At 53.3% G+C, this 21,208-nt stretch carries 22 protein-coding genes; 5 read left to right on the top strand and 17 right to left on the bottom strand.

Translation table 11 applies throughout. The features are described 5' to 3' along the window. Positions 1 to 12 precede the first annotated feature (12 nt). A complete protein-coding gene (locus tag BMW84_RS03725; protein WP_091064593.1) occupies positions 13 to 912 on the top strand; it encodes a DMT family transporter in 900 nt (299 codons plus the stop codon). Positions 913 to 925: 13 nt separating this feature from the next. On the opposite strand, the gene BMW84_RS03720 is transcribed toward BMW84_RS03725, so the two are convergent. Beyond that, the gene (locus BMW84_RS03720; protein WP_091064590.1) at positions 926 to 1,702 is read right to left on the bottom strand and encodes a copper amine oxidase N-terminal domain-containing protein; all 777 of its coding nucleotides are present in this window, start codon (positions 1,700 to 1,702) and stop codon (positions 926 to 928) included. 117 nt (positions 1,703 to 1,819) lie between these two features. Continuing rightward, positions 1,820 to 2,599 carry a M15 family metallopeptidase gene (locus tag BMW84_RS03715; protein ID WP_217646116.1) on the bottom strand — a complete coding sequence of 260 codons (780 nt, stop codon included), beginning with the start codon at positions 2,597 to 2,599 and terminating at the stop codon, positions 1,820 to 1,822. A gap of 219 nt (positions 2,600 to 2,818) precedes the next feature. Between BMW84_RS03715 and BMW84_RS03710 the strand changes: the two genes are divergently transcribed. Beyond that, entirely contained in the window at positions 2,819 to 3,259 is a 441-nt protein-coding gene (locus BMW84_RS03710; RefSeq protein ID WP_091064587.1) for a DUF4395 domain-containing protein, read from the top strand. Between the two features lie 58 nt (positions 3,260 to 3,317). On the opposite strand, the gene BMW84_RS03705 is transcribed toward BMW84_RS03710, so the two are convergent. From BMW84_RS03705 to BMW84_RS03680, 6 genes are all read right to left on the bottom strand, one after another. Next, positions 3,318 to 3,857, bottom strand: a complete 540-nt coding sequence (locus BMW84_RS03705; RefSeq protein ID WP_091064584.1) for a hypothetical protein — start codon at positions 3,855 to 3,857, stop codon at positions 3,318 to 3,320. Further along, the gene (locus BMW84_RS03700) at positions 3,854 to 4,831 is read right to left on the bottom strand and encodes an ROK family protein (RefSeq protein ID WP_091064582.1); all 978 of its coding nucleotides are present in this window, start codon (positions 4,829 to 4,831) and stop codon (positions 3,854 to 3,856) included. The genes BMW84_RS03705 and BMW84_RS03700 overlap by 4 nt, the downstream gene beginning before the upstream one ends. Before the next feature lie 164 nt (positions 4,832 to 4,995). Continuing rightward, entirely contained in the window at positions 4,996 to 5,784 is a 789-nt protein-coding gene (locus BMW84_RS03695) for an ABC transporter permease (RefSeq protein ID WP_175498753.1), read from the bottom strand. 1 nt (position 5,785) lies between these two features. Further along, on the bottom strand, positions 5,786 to 6,580 hold the full coding sequence (locus BMW84_RS03690) for an ABC transporter permease (RefSeq protein ID WP_091068032.1): 795 nt from the start codon (positions 6,578 to 6,580) through the stop codon (positions 5,786 to 5,788). Positions 6,581 to 6,626: 46 nt separating this feature from the next. Further along, positions 6,627 to 7,682 carry an ABC transporter ATP-binding protein gene (locus tag BMW84_RS03685; RefSeq protein WP_091064576.1) on the bottom strand — a complete coding sequence of 352 codons (1,056 nt, stop codon included), beginning with the start codon at positions 7,680 to 7,682 and terminating at the stop codon, positions 6,627 to 6,629. Positions 7,683 to 7,740: 58 nt separating this feature from the next. After that, positions 7,741 to 8,523, bottom strand: a complete 783-nt coding sequence (locus BMW84_RS03680) for a GTP cyclohydrolase II (RefSeq protein WP_091064574.1) — start codon at positions 8,521 to 8,523, stop codon at positions 7,741 to 7,743. Between the two features lie 169 nt (positions 8,524 to 8,692). Here BMW84_RS03680 and BMW84_RS03675 point away from each other — a divergent pair, with 169 nt between their 5' ends. Together BMW84_RS03675 and BMW84_RS03670 are read left to right on the top strand one after the other, a co-directional pair. Then, positions 8,693 to 9,019, top strand: a complete 327-nt coding sequence (locus BMW84_RS03675; protein WP_091064571.1) for a winged helix-turn-helix transcriptional regulator — start codon at positions 8,693 to 8,695, stop codon at positions 9,017 to 9,019. A 309-nt stretch (positions 9,020 to 9,328) separates the two neighbouring features. Beyond that, complete coding sequence (locus BMW84_RS03670; protein ID WP_254772854.1) at positions 9,329 to 9,577, top strand: hypothetical protein; 249 nt, start codon at positions 9,329 to 9,331, stop codon at positions 9,575 to 9,577. 64 nt (positions 9,578 to 9,641) lie between these two features. Here the strand turns inward: BMW84_RS03670 and BMW84_RS03665 are convergent, their stop codons facing one another. From BMW84_RS03665 to BMW84_RS03640, 6 genes are all read right to left on the bottom strand, one after another. Then, positions 9,642 to 11,114: a methyl-accepting chemotaxis protein gene (locus BMW84_RS03665; RefSeq protein ID WP_091064570.1), complete on the bottom strand. Its 1,473-nt coding sequence runs from the start codon at positions 11,112 to 11,114 to the stop codon at positions 9,642 to 9,644. Between the two features lie 148 nt (positions 11,115 to 11,262). After that, a complete protein-coding gene (gene nagE, locus BMW84_RS03660; RefSeq protein WP_091064567.1) occupies positions 11,263 to 12,717 on the bottom strand; it encodes an N-acetylglucosamine-specific PTS transporter subunit IIBC in 1,455 nt (484 codons plus the stop codon). Positions 12,718 to 12,766: 49 nt separating this feature from the next. Continuing rightward, entirely contained in the window at positions 12,767 to 13,285 is a 519-nt protein-coding gene (locus BMW84_RS03655; RefSeq protein WP_091064566.1) for a PTS sugar transporter subunit IIA, read from the bottom strand. A 22-nt stretch (positions 13,286 to 13,307) separates the two neighbouring features. Beyond that, entirely contained in the window at positions 13,308 to 14,174 is an 867-nt protein-coding gene (locus BMW84_RS03650; protein WP_254772853.1) for a PRD domain-containing protein, read from the bottom strand. 197 nt (positions 14,175 to 14,371) lie between these two features. Further along, positions 14,372 to 17,098 (bottom strand): CHASE3 domain-containing protein, encoded by a 2,727-nt coding sequence (locus BMW84_RS03645; protein ID WP_175498660.1) that lies wholly within the window; start codon positions 17,096 to 17,098, stop codon positions 14,372 to 14,374. A 52-nt stretch (positions 17,099 to 17,150) separates the two neighbouring features. Next, positions 17,151 to 17,534, bottom strand: a complete 384-nt coding sequence (locus tag BMW84_RS03640; RefSeq protein WP_091064560.1) for a DivIVA domain-containing protein — start codon at positions 17,532 to 17,534, stop codon at positions 17,151 to 17,153. 197 nt (positions 17,535 to 17,731) lie between these two features. On the opposite strand from BMW84_RS03640, the gene BMW84_RS03635 reads away from it, so the two are divergent. Continuing rightward, the gene (locus BMW84_RS03635) at positions 17,732 to 18,283 is read left to right on the top strand and encodes a TraR/DksA C4-type zinc finger protein (protein ID WP_091064558.1); all 552 of its coding nucleotides are present in this window, start codon (positions 17,732 to 17,734) and stop codon (positions 18,281 to 18,283) included. Here the strand turns inward: BMW84_RS03635 and BMW84_RS03630 are convergent. The 3 genes from BMW84_RS03630 to BMW84_RS03620 all read right to left on the bottom strand — a co-directional run bounded on the left by BMW84_RS03630 (position 18,280) and on the right by BMW84_RS03620 (position 21,013). Continuing rightward, positions 18,280 to 18,639, bottom strand: a complete 360-nt coding sequence (locus tag BMW84_RS03630) for a replication termination protein (RefSeq protein WP_091064555.1) — start codon at positions 18,637 to 18,639, stop codon at positions 18,280 to 18,282. The two genes, BMW84_RS03635 and BMW84_RS03630, sit on opposite strands and share 4 nt — an antisense overlap. Before the next feature lie 226 nt (positions 18,640 to 18,865). Next, positions 18,866 to 20,323 carry a DHA2 family efflux MFS transporter permease subunit gene (locus BMW84_RS03625; RefSeq protein WP_091064553.1) on the bottom strand — a complete coding sequence of 486 codons (1,458 nt, stop codon included), beginning with the start codon at positions 20,321 to 20,323 and terminating at the stop codon, positions 18,866 to 18,868. A 99-nt stretch (positions 20,324 to 20,422) separates the two neighbouring features. Continuing rightward, positions 20,423 to 21,013 (bottom strand): TetR/AcrR family transcriptional regulator, encoded by a 591-nt coding sequence (locus BMW84_RS03620; RefSeq protein ID WP_091064550.1) that lies wholly within the window; start codon positions 21,011 to 21,013, stop codon positions 20,423 to 20,425. Positions 21,014 to 21,208 lie beyond the last annotated feature (195 nt).

Below are 21,208 nucleotides of genomic sequence, written 5' to 3'. Positions count from 1 at the left end.
ATGATGAACGAGATGAAACCGCTGAAGGCCGAGCTAATGCTCCTGGTCGTGACGCTCTTTTGGGGCTCTTCCTATTTGTTTATGAAACTGGGTTTGAACTCGCTGGGTGAATTTAATCTGATTGCGCTGCGCTTCGGCCTCGCGTTTATCATCGCCGGGCTGCTGCTCCGCAAGCGGCTGCGCGGGATTAACGCAAAAACAATAAAATATGCAGCCATGCTGGGTGTACTGCTGCTCGGCGTTTTTGTATGCATAACCTTCGGCCTCAAAACAACGACTACCTCGAACGCCGGCTTCCTCGTTGCCCTTACGGTCGTCTTTGTTCCGTTCATTGAGATTTTCGTGCTAAAAAAAAGAGCCGCAGCCCCGCAAATTTTTGGCGCTTTGCTCGCCATTGCGGGAATCGGGCTCCTTACCTTAAACGCCTCGCTGCAGATCCAGCCCGGCGATTTCCTCTGCATCCTCTCCGCCGTCTTCTACGCGGCGCAGATTCTGCTCACCGGCAAAGCCGTCCGCGAGTGCGACTCGCTGCAGATCGGAATCCTGCAGCTCGGCTTCACCGGCGGCTATGCCCTGATTCTCTCGGCCATCTTCGAGACGCCTACGCTGCCCTCGTCCTGGCCGGGCTGGATTGCCATTCTTGCGCTGGGCATCCTGTGCAGTGCCTGCGGGTTCATCCTCCAGCCCGTGGCCCAAAAATACACGACACCGGCCCGCACGGGTCTGATATTCGCCATGGAGCCGGTGTTCGCCGCGTTCTTCGGCTACTGGTTCGCCGGCGAACAATTATCCCTGCGCGGCTATGCCGGGGCCGCGCTCGTGCTGCTCGGAATCGTCGCTTCCGAGCTGCTCAGCGCCAAAGCCGCCGCCATTCCCCGGCGGCGGGCGCTGCACAAACACGGCGCCGATTAGCCGCCCCCGCGGCTTACGGCTTCAAGACGCTGCTCGCCGGCTGATCCGCGGCGAGCGGCTCCAGCTTGAAGCCGGTAATCTGGCCGGCTTCGTCCAGCGCAAGCGTCAGCAGCGCTTGCGCCCCGGTGAAGGACAGCACGCTGCGGATTGTCAGCGTGCCGCCGCTGCGGGAGCTGGCCGTCCCTGCAATGCCGAAGTAGCCGCCGGCCGTTGCGGTGACGTCGTCCCACGTCTTTTTCACGGCTAAAATCCCCAGCGCCGGATCGGTGCTATCCCCAAGGTAACGTTCCTTCAGCTCCGCAACCTTCCCGGCTGCAAGAAGTCCCGCCACCGCACCTGCGGTCACCTCGGGATTGTACACATCCACCGTTCCCAGACTCTCATGGTAGGCCGTCAGCAGCCCGAGCGCTGTAAAAAAAGACAACGGCACATACAAACGTCCCTGCTTCAGCTCCCATTTATCCTTTAACGCCAGCTTTGTACCGTCACCAAACACCAATTCATTGCCGCCTAACCGGTATTCCAGCTTGGACTCCACTTTGTACATCTGGACGATCCCCGTAAGGCCTTGATACGTAGTCTTGTATTTCAGCGCCTCCATCGTTTCCCGCAGCGGAAGCATAACCGCCGCCTCGTTCATATACGCACTGAGAGGATCATTTTGCAGCGCCTGTCCGTTCACGATGATCTTTACGCTTCCGGCCGCCCAAACATGCGATTGTGCGAATCCCCCTGTTCCTCCCGCCAACAACACCATACTGAGGATAACGGCCACGAGCTTGTTCTTCAAGTCGATCCACCTCTCCTGTATTCATAATGGTTTGTGCAAGCATCCTCCAGGGACTTGTCGATAGTATTCATTACCCTTGTCCCTGACAGACTTAACGAAAGCGCCGGAAACGCCCGGTTATTCCACGTCGAAATCAAAGTACGTATTCGGATAAGGTTCCTTCATCAGGGTAAAATGCCACCATTCCTTGCTGTATGGCTTGAACCCGCCATTTTCCATAGCATCTTTGAGCAATTTACGATTGGCGTGCTGCTTCGCTGTGACTTGCATCGTGTTGTAATAAGAGATGTTTCCGAAAAAATCATACGGGCTGCCCATATCCACCAGCGCACCGGTCTTGCGGTCCGCCAGCGTCAAGTCGATGGTCCCTCCCCGCGTATGTCCGGATTTGCTCGAAATAAAACCGAGCTTAAACAGATAACGTTTGTCCAGCGAGGGATAATATTGCGCTTTCATTTTGATATCCGCCGCATCCTTGGACCAGTTTATAAAAAAGTTTACCGCTTTTTGCGGCCGGTATGCATCGTAGATGTGAAGAATGTACCCTTTGGCGGCCAAATCTTTGCTGACCTGCTGTAAGGCGGCCGCTCCGGCGGACGAAAAAATGGCCAGCGGCGCCTTATATCCCGCAACCCGCGTTCCCGTAAAGTTGTTGCTGCTGTAGTACCGGATTTCATATTGCGCCTCAGGGAGAACCTCGTCCAAATAGACAAATCCTTTCGGCAGTTTATTTTTCTTGACGATGGGCTCGGGCACTGCCGCAGCCGCATCCTCAGCGGGTTTGCCGGCAGCCGCCGCCTCGGCTCCCCGTAGTTGGAACAATACTCCGGCGGTGAGCATGACCGTCAATGCAAGCAAAGTCGCTCGCCTTATCGCCGGAATTCGTTGTCGAAGCAATTTATCCGCCTCCTGCCTGGAGTGAACGCCGGATTACAGCGTTTTCCCTCTTACTGCCAGTATAGAATGCCGGTCGTCGCCCGTCCAGACCGAAGCTAACTTCCGCAAACAAAGTAGTCAACGACAATAAAACGATGACTCCCCAATAAGTTCATCTGTTGTTTTACATCCAACAATCCATTATAATTAAATTATTCCAATGCGAAAGGTATGATTTAGATGAGTGTAACTGCCGGTTCCTCCGGAATCCCTCGTCCCCTTGTCAAGACCAATCAGGCCTTTATCGTGGTTTCGGTCGTGTCGGCCTGGATAACGGGCTGGTCCTGGCTTCTGGCCCTGCCGCTTGCCGCCGGTCTGTCGGGCCTCTTCCTCGGGGTAAACCCGGTGATGAAGCTCGCCTCCCGGTTCCTTCGCAAACCCCGTTCCGCATATGTGCTTGAAGATCAAGAGCAGCAGCAATTCAATCAAAGCATCGCGGTCTTCTGCCTTGCCGGTGGGCTGGTCAGCTTCCTGGCCGGCTGGACCGTTGCCGCTTATATCTTTACGATTATGGTCGCCGTTGCGGCTACGGTCGCCATCCTCGGTTTCTGCATCGGCTGCTTTATCCATTATCAGTGGAAAATGTACAGCTACCGCCGCAAACAGCAAAGCTCCCGTTAACGGGAGCTTTGCTGCGTTCATCACGCAATGTTATGCTAGACTGCCGGCCGCCAATCGGTTATTCCGTGTTCTTCTCTGCCCCGGCGACATCCCAGCGGTGGCTGAACTTGGCCAGCCTTGGATGAAGCCTCTCCGGTTCTTCGGACAAAATCAACCGCAGCTTGACGATCCAGGTCTCGAACGAAGAATAGGCGGCAAAGGCGTTCGCGTTCTCCGGCGTCAAATACAGAAAATACGGCGCAGGATAAATATCGGCGATATGCCGCAGCGCGGAATCCATCGGCGTATATTTCTTGCGTTTGCCTTCCAGCGTTTCAACGGTAATCATGGAAGTGCCATGCTCCCGCTTCCATTCATGCAGCCGGCCTTCCCGCTTGTAGTAAGGAAGCACGGGCTCCTTGCTCATCCGGCGCACCGTCTCTTCATGCAGCGGGTACAACACCAGCTTGGCGAATTTGCGTTCCAGCGCCGTTTGGGCCGCTTTCGCCAAGCCGGCATCGGATATTTTTTCAAACGAATCGTAAAACACTAGCGTGCCCTTCCGTTCCTTCGCCGGAGGCTCATATCCGTATGGAACATGCTCAATATTGCGTGTCATTCTCTTCCTCCTTCCAGCCTTATCCGCGCGTGGGTGGCGGCTCCCCATATTCCTGAACGGCTGCCCAGCTCCGCTTGGACAATCCGGCATTTCTCTGTCGGCAGTTTAAGCGCATGTGCATTTACGCTCGCCCGCACGCTGCCGAGAAGACGTTCGCCGGCCGACCCCATGCCGCCCCCGATGATGATCAGCTCCGGATTTAGCAGGTTAATCACGTTCGACAAGCCGTATCCGAGCAACTCGCCCGTCTCGTGCATCACTTCTACCGCCAGCTCGTCCTTAGCGTCATAGGCTTCCGAGATCATCAGCGCCGTAATTTGTTCGCGATTACCCTGGATCCAGGTCTCAATAATGCTTGTCCGGCCGGTATCCAGCTTCTCCTTAAACGTATTGACCATCCCCACCGCCGATACATAACGGCCCAGACAGCCGGAACTGCCGCAGCGGCAAGGCCGGCCCTGCCGGTACATGTTCATATGGCCGATCTCCCCGGCGCTGAACGTTGTACCGTAGACTACCTTGCCTTCATGAACGATGCCTGACCCCAGTCCTGTGCCCAGCGTCAGGAGAAGCAGGTTGTCTGCTCCGCGGCCGGCGCCGTGTCTCCATTCCCCCATCATATTTACCCGCACATCATTGTCGATAAATACGGGAAAATCATAGTGTTCGCCCATTTTCCGCACGATATGTATATTCTCCCAGCCCGGAAAATTCGGCGAAAAAATCGATATTCCCGCTTCCGGATCAAGCAGTCCCGGTATACCCATTCCCATGGCAGCGATATCGGTTGGGCTGATTCCCGCTTCCTTCATCAGCCCATCGGCTATGCCACGGATTCGCGTAAGCACATGCGCCGGCCCGTGCGCCGCTTCGGTCGGAACCGACTGTTCCCTGACCGGTTCCTTATCTCCCTTAAACAATCCGGCTTTAATATTCGTTCCGCCCAAATCAATCCCGATGATATAATCGGCCATTTATGCCCCGCCCTTCTCTCTCGAGCCAAGTCTCTTACATAATCTCCCTCTGTATTTTCGGCTTTTCTATGGATGGTTCCTGCTCGGCACTCTACGGAAAGAAAAACAGCGGGACGAAGTCTGAACTCCATCCCGCTGCTCCTTTAGTCTTGCTTGCCTTTCCTTTAAGAACCTGCGCCTTTATACTTCCGGACGCCGTAATTCCAGGTAATCAGGCCGATGCTTAGGAACACCGCTCCCATAACCGGGGTCAAAAGCGCCATGGTCCGCATTTCTTCCCGCTCCAGAAAGAGCGAAGCCGGGTAGATGCCGACAAAGGCAAACGGAGCCACCCAGGTTAGCAGCACCTGAATCAGCCGATTATAGATCGTGACCGGATACCGGCCATAGTTCTGGATGTTGAACATCAGCGGCAATATGCCGGTCGGCGCATCGGAATAAAACGACAGCGAAGTCAGCGTCGTATAAATACCGGTATAGATCGCGACCGCGCTGACCGAAAACACGATCAGCATCGGGATGCTCCACCATTCGATCGACAATCCGAGATTGGATCCGCTGATCCCCATGATGATCAACCCGATGATCGAACCGACCAGGGAAGGCGGATCAACGTTCTCCAGGAAAATCTGGAACAGGTTATGCGCCGGACGGGTCAGCACCCGGTCCATTTCGCCTTTGACGATATAGCGCTCGCTGAATCCCCACATGTTCACAAAACAGCTGAACAACCCGTAGGGAACCATAAAGAACCCATAGACGAACACAACCTCGTTTTCGCTCCAGCCGCCAAGGCTGCTCGTATGCATGAAGATGACGAAGATAAAGATCAGGTTCGTCGCCTGGAACAACAGATCCGAGATGACTTCGACCCAGAAATCCGCCCGGTAGGTCAGACGGGTCTTCATATAATTTTTCAAATATTCCGACAGTAAACCCAAATAGTACATGATCTCAGCCCCCCTGCACGAACAACCGGCGGCGTGCCGCCCGGTACATCCACAACATCGGAATCATCAGCAGGGCAAACCAGAGCACCTGCACGCCGAGCACGTTCCAAATGCCTACGCCCTGCACCCGTCCGGTAAAGACGGAGCCCGGCAGGTACGTAATGGCTTGAAACGGCAGCACCTTCAGCACGCCGGCCAGCCAATCCGGAAACAGGGTAATTGGAACGATCAGACCGGAGAATAAGTCGACAAGTACCCGCTTCATCCGCATCACGCCTTCATTGTTCTCCACAAAGAAAGACGAGAGCCCGGTGATGACGTTCAGCTGGGAATTGATCAGGAAGCTGAAGAACAGCATCGTCAGAAATCCGATCCAGGCCGACGGTGCTGACGGCAAATGCACCGGAAACAGCAAAATGGCGACCAGCATTCCCGGGATCATCAGCATGATGAAGCGGAACATACCCTCGCCAAGCCCCTGCATCATTTTTACAAGCACATAGTTATACGGCCGGATAAACTGGATCGAGATGCTGCCGTCACGGATATCGTTCGAGATTTCGCGGTCCAAATTATTGAAATAAAAGGCGCGCGCCATCCAGGATACCGCCACATACGTCGTCATTTGCGCCCCGGAGAATCCGCCGATGGAATCCCCGCCGCCGTAAATGGCTTTCCAGGTGAAATAGTTCACCCCGATATTCAGCGTGTAGATCAGGATCCCCGAGTAATAATTAATCCGGTAAGCCAGCATGGTCAGGAAGCGGATGCGGATGAAATCAAAATAAGCGCCCAGCAGCAGACGGCGTCCGCCCGCTCCGGCATGAACTGCGGCAAGCTCTTTCTCAGACATTCGCCGCCTCTTTCTCCGGCTCTGCGGCTTCCTGTGGGTCCTGCGGCCGTTCGGCCGATCCGGACTGGTAAATGCTGCGAACGATGTCGTCCGTATTCGTCTCGATGATTTTGATATCGGTGATGTCCGCTTTGCCGACGACGCGGCCCAGCACATCCGACACATTCGTTTCCAGCGGAATCCAGGCCTTGGCGCCTAAATCGTTTTCCGCCGTCCACGTTACCGGCATTCCTTCCGTCCATGCCTGAAGCTGCTCCAGCTTGGTGGCAAAACCGAATTGGAACACGACCTCGCGCCCCGTTCCCCATGTCTGCTTCAGCTCTTCCAGACCGCCGTCATAGATGATCCGGCCGTCGTCCAGCATAATGACGCGCGAACAAAGTGCCTCGATATCCTGCAGGTCATGGGTGGTCAGCAGAATCGTCGTGCCGTGCTCGCTGTTCATGCCTTTGAGGAATTCGCGAATCTCCGACTTCACGACAATGTCGAGGCCGATCGTCGGCTCGTCCAGAAACAGGATCGACGGATTATGCAGCAGCGCCGCAACCAGCTCGCAGCGCATCCGCTGGCCGAGGCTCAGCTTGCGCACTGGACGGTTTAAGAGATCCTGCAGCGACAGCCGCTCGACCAGTTCGTCCAGCCGCTTCTTGAAATCCTGCTCGGAGACGCGGTACACCTTGCGCAGCAACTGGAACGATTCGATGACGCCGATGTCCCACCACAGCTGGCTGCGCTGGCCGAAGACGACGCCGATATTTTGCACAAACCGTTCGCGCTCCACATAAGGGACATAGCCTCCAACCGTCAGGCTGCCGGCCGTCGGCACTAAGATACCGGTCAGCATCTTGATCGTGGTCGACTTGCCCGCTCCGTTCTCGCCGATGTAGCCGCAGATTTCCCCTTGCGGGATGGTGAACGAAATATCCTTCACCGCCGTGACCTCGGAATATTCCCGTTTAAACAAATCAGCGAAGGCCCCTTTGAGGCCCTCGCGGTTTTTTTGGACTTTGAACGTTTTACGCAAGTCCTTGACTTCTATTGCATTCATATTATACCTCGCAACCTGAAAGAATTGGGCTCAGTATCCCATTATAAAGGATGGGCCCTTATTTGGCGACCCGGCCTTCAAAAAAATCAGAGCCGCCTGCCGCTTCCAAATGTCCCGATCGGGAGACCTTGGTCCGTAAATATTTTTCATTGAAGACCGATACGTCGCCCCAGAGCGGAACCCGTTTGCCGGTATTCATACCTGCGGCACGCAACGCCTCCAGCTTCTTCGGATTGTTGGTGATCAACGTTACCGGCTTGCTGCGCAGCTGCTTCAGCACGCTGATCGCGTCCTTGTAATCACGGGAATCGTCCGCAAAACCAAGCTCCAAATTCGCTTCAACGGTGTCGTAGCCCGCTTCCTGGAGCAGATAAGCCATCGCTTTACTGAACAAGCCGATGCCTCGTCCCTCGTGATTGGCCAGATAAAAGAGTGCGCCCGAGCCGTGCTGCGCGATCATTTTCATCGAGGTACGCAGCTGGAAGCCGCAATCGCAGCGTTTGCTGCCGAAAATATCGCCGGTGTGGCAAATGCTGTGCATCCGGATCAGCGCATCCGGCGACTCCGCAAAATCCCCGTACACAAGCACGCTGGATTGCTGGGCATCCGCCAGCTTCAGCGAAGACAGGCGGGAAATCAACCGCTCTGTCGCTTCAGGACTGTCGCCATCACGCAAATCCTCATCGTCTGCTTTCAGCCAGCTGTACCATTGAAACGTGACGGTCTCCCCGTCCAAATTCACAGGCAACGTAATCGGTCCAACCAATATGTTTGCGGCATCATCCGCCTGGATCCACTGAATCTTATTCTTCAATATCGATAGTATGTCCGGTTTAATCATTGTTGCACCTTCCTTTGTTTCAGAAGTGAAAGTTCGGTATAAGTGTTAAGTAACTATTTGTAAGTAAGTTTATCATTGTAATATAATCTCGTCAAGTTATAACATATATTTAAATATTTATAATAACTTTTCGTAAGTTTATGATATAATGAATGCAGGGGTGATCAACATGAAATCTTTCGAAATGTGTCCGCGTTTTGAGAAAGCGGTGGATCTGCTCAGCAAACGCTGGGTCGCGCTTATCGTTTTCGTGCTGATGCAGGGGCCGCGCCGCTTCGGCGAAATCGAAAGCTGCCTGTCCAATTTGAGCGGCAAAGTATTGTCCGACCGGCTGAAAGAAATGGAGACCGAGGGGATCATCCAACGTACCGTTTACCCGGAAATTCCCGTTCGCATCGAATATTCCCTCACTGACAAAGGCCGGGCGCTGGCTCCCATTCTGGGCGAGATCGGCGCATGGTCGACAGAGTGGATCGAAGTCGGCGCGAGCGGCTGATATGAACCATCTCCCCTCAAAATAAAAGCAGCCCTTCTCTTAAGATGAGGCTGCTTTTTGTCGATTCATTTACAGTTGAAGAACAGGGAAAATACGATCCGGATGCACCGCCCCTGAATTTGCTTCGCTAGGGCAATACGCCGGCACCTGATTCGCTATACACCAAGTATTATACTCGGTATTGTCGATAACACAAGAGGATATTTAACCCCCTTCCCTATTTTTGCCGCAGTAACCATACCATCCTTTGCCTGCAAACATAATATTCTATTGAGCACCAATATTTTGCAGAAAAAGAGGTGGATCGACTTGGCTACCCGTCAACCTGATCTCGTTCTCATCACCTGGAGCCGGAACCCGCTGGTTCCCGGCTCGGCGCGCCGCATCGTCTCGGTACGGATCATCGGCAATGCTTCGCCTTGCCGGCAAGACTTACGGCCAGGTGCCCTGCTAAGTATAGCCCTGGCTTGCCTGCGCGATAACGACGTCGGCTTCCGGATTGTACACCGGCAAAAAACGTCCAGCATCAGCGGATTTCTGCTGCTTGAGCGTCACTAAAAAGAACACGAAAAAAGGGGCCGTTCCGGCAGCCGTTTCACGGCTTCGAGACAGCCCCTTTTATCTACTCCGTTTTGGCCTTCGCTGCAGCGAGCGTTTCCAGGCCACCGATCAATTCATCCAGCTTGCCGAAACCGGAAACGACGTCGTTTACCAGTATGCGCTGTTCTTCCACGCCTGCCAGAATTTCCTGCGTAGCGGCGCTGGATTGCTCGGTAACCGCCGATATGGTCTCCACCTCTGCGATAATGACGTCCGAGGAGGATTGGACCTCCAGCGTTTTTTCTTCTACCTCCCGGGCCTGTTCAACCACCTTGTCGGCGATATCCGCCAGTTCACGGAAGACCAGCTCCGAATGTTTTACCGTCGATTCGCTGGCCGCGATCATCCCTTGGCCTTGTTCCATCAGGCCTGTAACCTCCTGCACTTTAAGCCGCAGCCGACCGAGACGCTGCTCGATCTCGCCTGCCGAGCGGTGGGAGTTCTCCGCCAGCTTCCGCACCTGAGCGGATACGACGGCAAAACCGCGTCCATGCTCTCCTGCGCGGGCCGCTTCAATAGCCGCATTCAAGGCGAGCAGATTCGTCTCCGAAGCGATGGATTGAATCGTTCCGACAATGTCGCCGATCGTGCGGTTTTGCTCATTCAGCTCCTCCATCGCTTCGCCGATCCCGGCCATCATGGAGCTAAGGTCGCCGATGCCGGCCGCCAAGCTGACGACCTGCTCGTTGCCGCGGTGGATGGAATCCGCCGTGGCGCTACTCAGTTCCAGCATCGTTACAGAGTTGGAAGCCACGGTTCGTATCGCCGTATTGGCTCCCCCGAGCGCGCCGGAAATATCATTGACGCTGGAGGCCTGGCTCTCGATGCCCCGGGCCATTTCGGCAAAAGACTGCGCAAGTTCGCCGGTAATCGCACCGGTGATCTGCACGTCATTTTGCAGGCTGCGGTTAAATTTGCTCATTTTCCGGATCGAATCCCCCATCTCCGACAGTAAATGCTCCAGCTCCTGTTTGGATTGCTCGGATTCGGTGCTCCGGTCAAACGAACCGCGGATCAGCTGCCGGGATATATTGGACAAGATAAACAGGATGACCAGCGGGATCAGCATCTTGAGATTGTCGCCTGCTTCATAAGGAGGAAATCCGTTATCTACCGGGTTCAGAATAAAGTAATTCAATTGGGCTACGCAAAGAATGCTATACAAGAGCAGCGGCCCGTATGTAGGGTATAACAGAAGCAGAATGGCGAAGCTGATCAAGGAGATTAAATCCGGCTGAACCCCATTTACATAAATCATCAGCAGCGCCGACAGAATCGCTATGGCATAAGGCATCGCCAGCACACCGATTTTCTTTTTAACTGCGATGAAAAGAAGCCCGTTCAGTACAAGGCACGCCCCGGCGGTAATCAAACCCGTGCGCCAGCCCTCCAGAAATAAAAATACCGTTGCCACCAAAGAGATGAACAATATGATATAGGCCATCATCTGATTGCGTTTTTGAATCAGCGCCGTTTCAAATTCCGCATACGTCAACTTTCTGCCTGGCTCCCCTCCTTCTATTTCCCGAACAATCCTTCGTTTAATGAGCAATGACAATACGCTCTCTCCTTTCGTCTGAAAAATAATCAAAGAAGCAAGGACCAAAATGACATTTGGCCCCTGCTTCCCGAATGCGAAGCTGTTACATTAGTTTTTTGATTTCATCCTTGATTTGCTCGGACTGCGGTCCGAACACTACCTGCACAGCGCCTTGGCCAAGCCGCATCACGCCGGATGCGCCAAGCTGCTTGAGCGCGGAATCCTTAACCGCCTTCTCATCCTTTACGGTCAGCCGCAAACGGGTGATGCAGGCATCGATGTTGGTGATGTTCTCCGGACCGCCGATGTTCTCCAGGATTTTGGCAGCTCTGGACGAACCCGATGCCGCCGTTCCGCCGGCAGGCAGATCCACAATTTCATCGTCGATATCGTCCTCGCGGCCCGGCGTCTTGAGGTTGAATTTCAAGATGATAAACCGGAACAGGAAGTAATAGAGCGCAAAAGCGACTATACCGACCGGAATCAGCATCCAGGCATTCGTCGATAGCTTCAGGCCCAGCAGGTAGTCGATTAACCCCGCCGAAAACCCGAACCCTAGCTTCACGTCAAGCACATAGAACAATGCCATGGCCAAACCGGTGAGCACTGCATGCACCCCGTATAGAAGCGGCGCAACGAACATAAAGGAGAATTCAAGCGGCTCTGTAATCCCTGTCAGGAACGAAGCGATTGCCGAACCGATAAAGATCGAAGCGACCAGCTTGCGTTTTTCCGGCTTAGCGGTGTGAATGAAGGCTAGCGCCGCGCCCGGGAGGGCGAACATCATGATCGGGAAGAAGCCGGCCATAAACATCCCTGCCGATTTATCTCCCGCGAAGTAACGGGTCAAGTCGCCATGTACCACATCACCGGCGGCATTGGTGAAGTCGCCGAGCTGGAACCAGGCGATGGAGTTGATTACGTGATGCAGGCCAAACGGAATAAGCAAGCGGTTTGCCAGACCGAAGAAGAAAGCACCGATGGCGCCGAGTCCGACAATCCAGTTGCCGAAATCGCTGATAACGTCTTGGATCGGGCTCCAGATCATGCCGATGAGTACAGCAAGGATCATCGTGGATACTGCGGTAATAATCGGTACGAACCGTTTGCCGGAGAAGAAACCGAGCCAATCCGGCAATTTGATATTATGATAGCGTTTATACAGGTAGGCCGCCCATGCGCCTGCAAAAATACCGCCGAGCACGCTCATGTCGAGCTTGACGTCGTCGCCGATAAATGAGAACTGGGCCGGAACGATAGCCAGAACCTTGATCAACACTTCGTAGGAAATCAGTGCCGACAATGCCGCAACCGCGTCTCCGGCAAAACCGATGGCGACCCCGATCGCGAAGATCAACGCAAGGTTGCCAAAGATAGCCCCTGCGCCAGCATTGAGGAACGGGGAGACATAATCGTTCAGGAAGCCGCCGACCGTACTTCCCAGATGCAAATCCTTTTCATAGTTAACAAGAGCGATGCCTTGCAGAATCGCCGCCGCCGGAAGCGTAGCCACCGGAAGCATCAACGACTTGCCTAGTTTTTGCAAAAAAGCCAGCATCAATAACTCATCCTTTCGGGTTCTAAAATGGGTAATGCGTTTTATGTGATTATTGCTTTAAAGCCGCTTGTAAGATCGGGTGCTCACCTGCGCGCACCGGACCGTAATGACATTCGGTTACCGTGAACTCGGTTTCTCCGCCGGTAACAATGACCGGCGATGCGATGCTCAGTCCGGCTGTGCGAATGACGTCCAGATCGAACTCAATCAATATTTGGCCGGCGCTGACGACATCTCCTGCGGAGACGCGAGGGTTAAAACCCTCGCCTTTCAGGCTGACCGTATCGATCCCCAGATGTAGCAGCAGCTGAAGACCCGAAGGATGTTCAAGAATCAGCGCATGGCCGGTTTTTACGATATGCGCGACCTTCCCGTCAAACGGGGCGAGCAGCCGGCCTTCGTCCGGCAGGATCGCGGTGCCGCTTCCCATTTGGCCGCCGGCGAACATGGCGTCCGGCACCTCCGTTAAAGGAATGCAGCGGCCGGTAAGCGGTGCTTTAATTTCAATTTGTGGGCCGGCTTCATTGCCGAGCCGATCATTTTTGCGGGACTTCCATTTGGAAAACACTCCCCGTCCTCCTCTCAAGCTGCTATTTTTCCGTCTTCGGGGTTTGAAACAGCCGGTGCAAATGCATGGCCATAAAGCACAGCTCTTCTTCAGGGACCTCGGTTTGAAGCGCGGTTTCCATCACCTTGCCCAGTTTTTGGGCCAATTGGTATTCTTCCTTATATTCCTTTTTGATATGTTTCACAAACGGATTATCAATGAAGGAGCCTTGCAGAATCCGCTCCAGCGTAAAGCGCAGGTGGATCATCAGCCGTACATGATTCATGCTTCCCCGTTCAAACGTCACATCCCGTTCCACGCGGATCATATCCAGCAGCTCGCTGACCATATTCGACGCCTTGACCAACTGCCCGACCGGCACATTGCTTACTGCCGAATAGACATGATAGGTCAGAAAACCAACCTCGTCTTCCGGGATGTCGACGTTAAAGCCGGCGCTGATTTTCTCCGCCGCCTTGAAAGCGATCTCATATTCCTTCGGAAACGTTAACTTGGTTTCTTGCAGGAAAGGATTGATAATATCCATGCCGCTGCGCAGCCGGTAGACCGTAAATTGGATGTGGCTCGGCAGGGCCAGATAGATCTTATCGTTCAGCTTGCCGGGAAATTCACGGGTAATGTCTCCGATGATCTCATCGGTGATCTTCATGACTTTCGGATCGATATCTTCCAGCAAAATCTGCACCTGGCTCCATTCGTCCTTGTCTTCCAACCGGAACAGCTTCTCGATTCGACGGTCACTGCCTTCGATCAGGCTCCCATCTTTCATCCCGAAGCCGATGCCCTTGCCAATAATGACATACTCTTTATCGTTTTTTCCGCCGTGGGCCATGACCACGTTATTTCCGATGACTCTCATTACTTGAAATTGCCCGAGTTCGCGCGGCAAACTGTCCTCTCCTTTCCCTTATGTTCATAATGCCCCATTCAAACCAAAAAGAGCCAAGAATTGTCTGCATATATTAGACAATTCCTGGCTCATGCCCTCGCGGTAACACGCCATTCGATATAAATGATCATTTATGTGCTTATCATAAAACAGCTTTAACCATCCGTCAATGAAAATTATTTTCGCAGCAGATGATATTACGAATCTGCACCATGGACCAGCCACCAGCACATCCGGTTGACGACCTCCTCCAGGTTCACCGGCTTGCTGATAAAGTCGCTTGCCCCTACGGTCAGACATCGCTCCCGTTCTTCCTTCATCGTCTTGGCAGAGATTGCGATAATCGGAAGTTCCGTCATTTGCAGCTCCTCGCGGACAATTGACAGGGTGTCATAGCCATCCAGGTCCGGCATCATAATGTCCAGCAAAATAATATCGATACCGGGCTGCACCCTGAGAATCTGGAGGCATTCGTAACCGTTCTGCGCGGTTAGGATGTTCATCCCGTAAGGCTCGAGCCCTTTTTGCAATGCGAAAATATTGCGCAGGTCATCATCGACAATCAGTACGGTTTTACCGTGTAAAACATCTCCGGCGCTGATCGAAGTCAGTTTCTCTTCTGCAGCAGCTGCTTCTTGCCACCCAAGCCATTCCGCCTGAGGTTCCGTCACATCTCCATGCTCCCCTTCTGCCTCTTCAAGCTCGGGAATCTCTTCCCAGCAAGGCAGGTATAAGGTAAACGTGCTGCCGTAGCCGACGCTGCTCTCAAGTGTAATATGACCGCTAAGCAGCTTGGCGAGCTGTAAGGAGATGGATAAGCCCAGGCCGGTGCCGCCGAATTTCCGTGCGGTTGATCCGTCCGCCTGGCGGAACGCTTCGAAGATCAGCTCGCGGTTTTGCTCGGAGACGCCGATCCCGCTGTCCCGGACCGCAAAGGCCAGCACCGGCCCTTCAGGCGCGTAATCCTTATCCTCATAATGCTCAAGGCGGCGGATGACCACTTCGACTTCGCCTTGTTCGGTAAATTTGAAGCTATTGGACAGCAGATTGCGCAGTATCTGATGCAGTCTCATTTCATCGCTGTAGAAAAGATCCGGCACGTTGTCTTCCAGCCTAATTTTAAAATCAAGCTGCTTCTGCTCCGCTGTTTGGTCAAAATAGCCCCTAAGCATCGATGGAAGCTCGGTTAAATTCACCGCATCCATCTCCACCTGCATTTTTCCGGCTTCGACCTTGGACAAATCAAGGATGTCGTTGATCATCGAAAGGAGCTCGCTGCCCGAAGAATTGATGACCGAAGCATAGCTCAGTTCTTCTTCGTTCAGCGTTCCATTGCGGTTCTCGGAAAGCAGTTGAGACAGAATCAGCATGCTGTTCAGCGGCGTCCGCAGCTCATGCGACATATTGGCCAGGAACTCCGATTTATAACGCGAGCTGAGTTCCAGCTCATCATTGTAACGTTCCAGCTCGACAGCCGTTTTTTCGACCGCTGTTTTTTGCTCCTTCAGCGCCTGGTTCAACGTTAAAAGCTCCTTGGTATAACCTTGCAGCTCTTCCGATTGGACTTGAAGCTCCTCCGACTGGACCTGCAGCTCCTCGTTCATGGCCTGGGATTCACCGTACAGCTTCTGGATCTCCATACGCGTCGTCACCGAATTGAGGGTAACGCCCATCATCGTAAGCAGCTCCGTCAGCATTTTCATGTGAAACGGGGACCATTTCGTCAGCGACGCGGCTTCAAGCACGGCAACCGTCTTGTTCTCGAACAAGATCGGCGTAATTGCAATATAGCGCGGCGCCGTTCGTCCGAGACCGGAATTGATGCTGATGTAGTCTGCCGGCAAATCCTCAAGAATCCGGATACGTTTGTCGACGGCACATTGTCCCAGCAACCCTTCGCCGGAAGCAATCCGCTCGGCGCCCATGTGAACCTCCCGCTCCTCGCTGCCCGCATAGGAGTAGATCCGCTTGTACTGATCGTCGCCGTCCAGCACGTATATCACGCTGTATTGAACCTCGAGGATCAGGGCCAGCTTGTTTACAAATGTGCGGCACAGCCCGGCCAAATCGTTTGATTGCTCCTGAAGAGACATCGACATCAGGCTGATCTGCTCGCTGCCCCACTGCTCCTGCTGCACCGTCTCCAGCAGCCTGTTGGTCGCCATGGCGAGATCATAGGTTTCGTCCTGCGATTTGACGGTAATCCGCTGGGACAGGTTGCCGCCTCCGGCAATTGAACCGATGGCCTCAATGACGCTGCGCAGGGGCTTGACGATGCTGCCGGAGAGCAGCGAGACGATCAGTGCGGCCAGCAATGCGACTAGGCCCCACAATATGTAAATCGTAACCAGCAGCTTATGATTGCTGTCCTTCAGATCGGCAATGCGCTCCGCGGTCAACATGCGCTCGTTGCTGCGAAAGTAGTCGGACTGCGAGCGAATGAGATCGACGATGGATTTCCCGGCGTCGTCGGTAAGAAAAAAAGTGCTCAGCGCCTCATCTTGCCCGCCGCGCTTCATTTCGATGACCGGCTCTCCCGCCTTATCAATCCAATCCTCGATACTGGCCAGGATATTGTTTAGATTCCGCATCTGCTCCGGATTGTCGGCAATCAGCTCTTTTAATTTTGCGGAATTGATCCGCCAGCCGACCAGCCCGTCATTATAAGGCTTTAAATAGTCCTCAGTGCCGGTCAGGGCGTACCCGCGCTGGCCGGTCTCCATATCGAGCACGTTTTTTTCGATTTGGTACGAAAGCTCATGAACCTGCATGTCGTGGGTGCTTAAATATACCGTTTCTTGCTCAAGATCGGTAATCCGGCTGGAGACGATCATTAAGAATAGTCCCAGCATCAGGAGTATTAACACATAACCAAGCGCGATTTTGCCGCGGATCTTCATCCCCCGGGCGTGCTTGACAGGCAAGGGCGTTCCCTCCATCCGGCTTTTCATTGAAATGATGTCCGGTGATTCGGAATTACAGGTATCCTTCGTTTTTAGGGAGCTTCTCCTTCAATTCCCGGATGTTGCTCTCCAGCTTTCCGATGACCTCTTCCACCAGATTCGGATCAATGCCGCGGATGGTGAATGTCGGGGCCGCCGCGGTTTTCATCTCCGCTTTTGCCGCTTGAAGTTCTTCTTGCTGTTCCTGCCATTTATCCATCAGATCGGCAATGGTTGCGTAAAAACGCTCGTAGTCTTTGATGACGTTGTCCAGAAAAGTATCCACTTCCTCCGCGTCGTAGCCCCGAAGCTTCATGCTGAATTCCTTCTCGTGAATCGTCAATGCGTCAAGGGTGATGCCGAGCTGGCTGAATAGCTTGCGCTGCTTGTCCAACCGGCGTTTCATATGTTCGTCCATCGATGATACCTCCAAATATACTGTGTTCTCCGGCAGTACCCATTATATCAAGCAATTTTCCTCATGAAAATATCACTAAAGTTGCAGTTGTTTACATTCGCATCCCTTGATTGTCCCGCCCGGGAATCGGGTAAGGAAGATTACGCCCGGATTCCCCTAGGAACGACGCCTACACGAAGATGAAAGGAAGATGAGGCATGAACCATTTAAGCGATGAACAACTGAAGACTTTAAAATCCGCGCTGCTAGAGCGAAAGCAGGAGTTGGAAAATCATTTTGCGGCAAACGGCCAAGAAAACAGCATGCTTGGCGATTCCCTGCTGGACTCCACCGGCGAGCTGTCTTCGGCCGACAACCATCCTGCCGACGCCGGAACCGAGACCTTCGAACGGAGCCGGGATCTCGGGATCAATCAGGCTCTTCAAGAAGAGCTTCAGGAAGTTAATGACGCGCTGGAACGGATGAAGGAGGGCACTTACGGGATTTGCTTGATCAGCAAGGAGCCGATTCCCTATGAACGGCTTGAAGCCATTCCATACACTGCCTATACCGTAGAGCATTCGCCAAGCCGGGAGCCCGAAGCGGGCCGGCCGGTCGAGGAAGAAGTCATCACACCGCCTGCCGGAAGCCGATCTGACGATACCTTCGACGATGCAGGCGCATGGGACAGCGTTGAAGAATACGGCAGCGCAAGCTCGCCGGTATCCCCGCCGGACGAAGGCGCGGACCGCACCGATCCGGCCACCTAATAATTGTCCGCAACCGCCTTATTCAATATTCCGAGGCAGCGGTCCAAATCGGCCTTTACCTGTTTTTTATATAACCTGGCTTTCTCCTCCCCATCCGCTGTGAAATGATAGAGCACGATTTCCTGAAAATCGACCTTTGGGTCGTGTCCCTTCAACTGTTTGGTCCGGTATAAAATTCCCTGCTGGACCAGCTCATGCAGCGCCCGGTAGATTTCACTTTGGGGCGGAGAATAGCCGTACGCTTTAAAATCCTTCCGCATATCCTCCAGCATCTGGTATCCGTAATCCCGGTGCTTCTCCACCATCGTAATCAGATAGACTTTGATAAACGCCCGCTGGGCAATCATAAATGCCATAAGGCCACCTCCAGTGATGCTTCTTAAAAAATAGCAAACTTTTCCGTATTCCAAGTATAAACACTATTTTCCAAGTTTCACAACATGAAGTTCATTCGTTTTACCCATCCTTTTAACCAAAAACTGCAGGGTTAGAAACGATGGAAAGATGGACAGGGATTAAGGTGCTAGATGCAGCGCGAAGCATTTTGTCTTTCTTTTATGAATTTTTCATGTATTGAAATTATCATTTTTGGTGCCGGACTCTCTTGATAAAGAATGCAAGCACCAGCCCGGCAAGCGCGATGATCATTCCAAACAGAAAGGCATCCTGTACGCCGGCGGTCAAAGCAGCCGGAAGCAGCGAAGGATCGCCCGGATCGGCGGATCGGCTCATAAATTGCTGCGAACCGTTGCTCATCACGCTAACGGCAACGGCTGTACCGATGGCACCGAATACCTGCTGCATCGTATTCATGATCGCCGTACCATGCGGATATAACGACGGCGGAAGCTGGTTGAGGCCGTTGGTCTGGGCTGGCATCATGATCATTGAAACACCGATCATCATGACGATATGGACCGCAATAATGAAAGCGACAGAAGTAGCCAGCGTGACGCCGGAGAACATCCAGAGCGCGGCAGCCACCAGAATTAGTCCCGGCAGAACGAGCCATTTCGGTCCGTACCTGTCAAAGAGCCGGCCCATCAGCGGGGCCAGAAGCCCGTTCAGCGCGCTGGCCGGCAGCAAAACCAACCCGGCGCTTAGCGTCGAGAACGCCAGGCCTGCCTGCAGGTACATCGGCAGTACCAGCATGGAGGACAAAATGATCATCATGCACAAGGCAACCATCAGCGCGCCAATCGTAAACATCGGATATTTGAATGCACGCAGATCAAGCAGCGGACGCGACATCCGCAACTGCCGTATCGCAAATAGGACCAGGGCGATTATGCCGACCGTCAACGAAATTAGAACCGTCGGACTGGTCCAGCCCCCATCCCCTTCGCCCGCGCTGCTGAATCCGAAGACCAGTCCGCCGAAGCCGAACGTGGACAGAGCCAGCGACAGCAGATCCACATGTGGCTTGCGGGTCTCGGAGACATTTTGCATCGTAAATATCCCGATGAGCAGCGCGATGAACAGAAACACGAAAGAGATCCAGAAAATATAATGCCAGTTTAGCGCTTCGATCAACAGGCCGGCAATCGTCGGCCCAACCGCTGGCGCGAACATAATAACAAGCCCGATCAGCCCCATGGCCGCCCCGCGTTTCTCTACCGGAAAAATAATCAGAATCGTATTGAACATCAGCGGCAGCAGCAGCGCCGTGCCGATTGCCTGGATAATTCGCGAAACGATTAGAATGCCAAAGCTTGACGCCATTGCTCCGATCAAAGCTCCAATACATGAAAAAATTAGAGCCGTAATAAACAGCTGCCGCGTCGTGAACCGCTGTATCAGTAAGCCCGATAACGGAACCAGAATGCCCATGGTCAGCAAATAACCCGTAGTCAGCCATTGAATTGTGGAGGAACCAATCTGAAATACCTGCATCAGATCGGTCAGCGCGACGTTTAACGCCGTTTCACTGAACAGGCCGATAAATCCGCTGAGCAGAAACGCAAGAACAACGGGGTACACTTTGATATTTGGCTTGGCGTCATTACGCCCGGTACTGGATGAGGATACTGAAGCTTGCATGAATTTCTCTCCTTTTTTCTCTCGAAATAAATAGACCGTTCTATATAATTTTGACGATAAAAGAAACAATGGAACGGCTCCATTGTTTGGGGACACGGCTTATTCGGTTGGCAGTCCATGGTTTAGAATCATCGGAATATGCTCGGCTGCACGCCGCATCGCCCGTGAATTACGTTCAACCACGGTCAGAATGGTGGCGCCTTCGATCAGGCATACCGACAACTCCGCCATTTTTTCCGCTGTGGTTAATGATACTCCCGACTCGTTGAGCTTTCCGGCGATGAGGGATTTCCATTCGGCAAACGCGGTCTGACAGGCTTCCCGCAGCACATCGCTGACCGTCGAAGTCTCAGCGGCGGCCCAGAAGCCGATCGGGATAAAATTGCCGGTCCCTGAAGCATCCATGCTGTCGGCCATTTCCAGCACAAAAGCCTGCATGAAGTCTACCGGCTTCGGATGTCTGGTTATCTGGTACATTAGCTTCTCCAGCAATCGTTCGCGGATCAGATGCACGCAGGCAATGGCCAGCTCTTCCTTCCCGTCCGGAAAGTAATAATACAGCGAACCCTTAGGCGCTCCGCTCTCCCGTATGATTTGATTCAGCCCGGTTCCGTGATAGCCTTGTATGGCGAACAGCTGGGCGGCCGTCTCTAAAATGATTTCCTTGGAACTCCTTTTTGCTGTTTCCAATGTCCATTCATCTCCATTATAACAATCGGTCTATATATTCATCTTACCTGTTCGCGAAAAGAAAAAGCAAGAAGGAAATTAAATTATTTGGGGCTGCGATGCGCCGCTCGGCGTCTGGCTGAATAATGAAATTGCAGCTTAAATGTGGATCGACTGTCTGTTATGAATTTTTCATATGTTGAAATTCTTTCTACA

Source organism: Paenibacillus sp. NFR01, assembly GCF_900111565.1.
In the GTDB taxonomy this organism is placed as follows: Bacteria; Bacillota; Bacilli; order Paenibacillales; family Paenibacillaceae; genus Paenibacillus_AQ.
Note: the sequence above shows the minus strand (reverse complement) of the source record. Positions and strands in the feature narration are given on the sequence as shown.

What these genes read in the sequence shown, in the direction of transcription:
- BMW84_RS03725 (WP_091064593.1), top strand. Translation starts at nt 13, where the DNA reads ATGAAACCGCTGAAGGCCGAGCTAATGCTCCTGGTCGTGACGCTCTTT.
- BMW84_RS03710 (WP_091064587.1), top strand. Translation starts at nt 2,819, where the DNA reads ATGAGTGTAACTGCCGGTTCCTCCGGAATCCCTCGTCCCCTTGTCAAG.
- BMW84_RS03705 (WP_091064584.1), bottom strand. Translation starts at nt 3,857, where the DNA reads ATGACACGCAATATTGAGCATGTTCCATACGGATATGAGCCTCCGGCG.
- BMW84_RS03700 (WP_091064582.1), bottom strand. Translation starts at nt 4,831, where the DNA reads ATGGCCGATTATATCATCGGGATTGATTTGGGCGGAACGAATATTAAA.
- BMW84_RS03685 (WP_091064576.1), bottom strand. Translation starts at nt 7,682, where the DNA reads ATGAATGCAATAGAAGTCAAGGACTTGCGTAAAACGTTCAAAGTCCAA.
- BMW84_RS03680 (WP_091064574.1), bottom strand. Translation starts at nt 8,523, where the DNA reads ATGATTAAACCGGACATACTATCGATATTGAAGAATAAGATTCAGTGG.
- BMW84_RS03675 (WP_091064571.1), top strand. Translation starts at nt 8,693, where the DNA reads ATGAAATCTTTCGAAATGTGTCCGCGTTTTGAGAAAGCGGTGGATCTG.
- nagE (WP_091064567.1), bottom strand. Translation starts at nt 12,717, where the DNA reads ATGCTGGCTTTTTTGCAAAAACTAGGCAAGTCGTTGATGCTTCCGGTG.
- BMW84_RS03640 (WP_091064560.1), bottom strand. Translation starts at nt 17,534, where the DNA reads ATGGACGAACATATGAAACGCCGGTTGGACAAGCAGCGCAAGCTATTC.
- BMW84_RS03635 (WP_091064558.1), top strand. Translation starts at nt 17,732, where the DNA reads ATGAACCATTTAAGCGATGAACAACTGAAGACTTTAAAATCCGCGCTG.
- BMW84_RS03630 (WP_091064555.1), bottom strand. Translation starts at nt 18,639, where the DNA reads ATGGCATTTATGATTGCCCAGCGGGCGTTTATCAAAGTCTATCTGATT.
- BMW84_RS03625 (WP_091064553.1), bottom strand. Translation starts at nt 20,323, where the DNA reads ATGCAAGCTTCAGTATCCTCATCCAGTACCGGGCGTAATGACGCCAAG.